This window comes from Sulfitobacter sp. HI0129, from assembly GCF_001635395.1.
GTDB lineage: Bacteria > Pseudomonadota > Alphaproteobacteria > Rhodobacterales > Rhodobacteraceae > Sulfitobacter.
Map to the genome: position 1 here is coordinate 1 of NZ_LWGH01000241.1, position 1,734 is coordinate 1,734.

The following is a 1,734-nucleotide window of genomic DNA, read 5'->3' on the forward strand; positions in this document are numbered from 1 at the left end:
AAACAGGGGCGCGCCCAGATGCTCTTCGAGCGACTTGATCTGCGCCTTCGACGCGGCGGCGCGCCATATGTCCTTTGCCAAGGCGGCGGATGAGCTGAACGTGACGCCCGCCGCGCTCAGCTTTCAGATCAAGTCGCTCGAAGAGCATCTGGGCGCGCCCCTGTTTCGCAGGCTCAACCGCGCCGTGGCCCTGACGGACGCGGGGCGGACGCTGGCACCGGGGACAGAGGACGGTTTTCGCATCCTGTCGGAAGCATGGCGCGCCACCCGGCGGTTGCAGGATGACAGCACGCTGGTGGTGACAGCCGGTCCCGCCTTCACGGCGAAATGGCTTGCGCCGCGGCTTTTCGATTTCGCGCAGAACCATCCGGAGATCGAGCTGCGGTTCTCCGCCTCCCTGCGGATCATGGATTTCGACCGGGACGAGATCGACGTCGCTATCCGCTTTGGAACGGGGCCTTACCCCGGCCTTTTCGCCCTCCCCCTGGCGGAGGAATGGGTCGTGCCCGCGATGACCCCGGCGCTGGCCAAACGCTATCCGACGCCTGAAAGCCTGCGGGGTGCGGTGCTGATTGTCGATGAATCACTCAAGGCGCTGGGGGAAACCGCGGACTGGCCGGAATGGTTCACAGCCATGGGTCTGCCCCCGGTGGAGCCGCACGGGCCGCGGTTTTCCCAAGGGGACCATGCGGTCGACGCAGCCCTTGCCGATGTCGGTGTGGTTCTGGGGCGACGGGCGCTGATCATCAAGGATCTGGCCGAAGGGAGGCTTGTGGCACCCTGGCCCATGGCCCTGAAGACGCAGGCCCGCTTCACCTTCCTCTGCCCCGAGGCGGTGCAGGACCGGCCGCAGATCGCTGCGTTTCGTAAATGGATATTGAATGAGATCGAAAAGACGGCGCCGATCGCCGCTGGTTTCGAATTGATTGAAAAAGGAATGGCTTGAAGCTGGAATTGCGATGCCCACTTGGGCCGTGTTCACGCGGAACGTCCTTTCCAGTTGGCCGGCGGCGCCGTCGCCTTGGCACACGCCGACCGAGTTTACTGATACTTTTAACGGGTCAGTTCGACAGGCGCGTGATTTCTTCTTTGAGGCGCAGCTTCTGTTTCTTCATTGTTGCAACTTCCAGATCATCGACACCGGGTGCGCGTTGGGCTTGTTCGACAGCCTCGCTCATCGCCTGATGTTTACGCTTCAGCGTCTCCAGATGCGCATCAAAAGCCATGTAATCCTCCATTTTTCGGGTTGCAGAGTTCGAGTGGAACACAAACTGCGGTGCGAGTCACGCCGCCCCGCAGCATAGCGCCCCTGCTGATTAAGATAGCCCTAACATACGCCTAGAAAAGCAGCGGAGCGCCCTTGCGCAGCACTGCGCGGATCGTTGCCGTGTAACTGTCCCCGTCGGCTTCATGCCGCGCACCTTCATGCAGGATCAGGGGCGCGTGCAGGCGAAAGGCACCCCGTCCGTTCTTGCGCGCCCGCAGGATCACGCGGTCCGGGTCCCGGCCCGTCCGCGCCGCCAGCGGAAGCACCTGAACGCTGCCCAAATCACGGGGTAATGCGGCCAGCAGTTCCGGCAGGCGTTCTGCACGATGAATGAAATGCGCCTGCCCCTTTGGAAGCAGCCGCTTGGCCGCCGTGCGCACCCATTTCGCCAGCGGCGCCCCCTCGCCATGGGCGGCTTCTCGGGTCGGATTCGCCGAAGGGCGCGAAGCCGCGCGGTCGAAATAGGG

2 protein-coding genes and 1 pseudogene are annotated in these 1,734 nt (G+C 63.4%); 1 reads left to right on the forward strand and 2 read right to left on the reverse strand.

The window, feature by feature from the left end; translation table 11 throughout:
* The first annotated feature begins 67 nt into the window (after positions 1-67).
* A complete protein-coding gene (gene gcvA, locus A3764_RS04175) occupies positions 68-946 on the forward strand; it encodes a transcriptional regulator GcvA (RefSeq protein WP_067951233.1) in 879 nt (292 codons plus the stop codon).
* A 115-nt stretch (positions 947-1,061) separates the two neighbouring features.
* On the opposite strand, the gene A3764_RS23905 is transcribed toward gcvA, so the two are convergent.
* Positions 1,062-1,226: a YdcH family protein gene (locus A3764_RS23905; RefSeq protein WP_082850963.1), complete on the reverse strand. Its 165-nt coding sequence runs from the start codon at positions 1,224-1,226 to the stop codon at positions 1,062-1,064.
* 112 nt (positions 1,227-1,338) lie between these two features.
* Positions 1,339-1,734 (reverse strand): annotated as a pseudogene (locus A3764_RS04180) (methyltransferase); the annotation flags it as partial.

What these genes read in the sequence shown, in the direction of transcription:
- A3764_RS23905 (WP_082850963.1), bottom strand. Translation starts at nt 1,226, where the DNA reads ATGGCTTTTGATGCGCATCTGGAGACGCTGAAGCGTAAACATCAGGCG.
- gcvA (WP_067951233.1), top strand. Translation starts at nt 68, where the DNA reads ATGTCCTTTGCCAAGGCGGCGGATGAGCTGAACGTGACGCCCGCCGCG.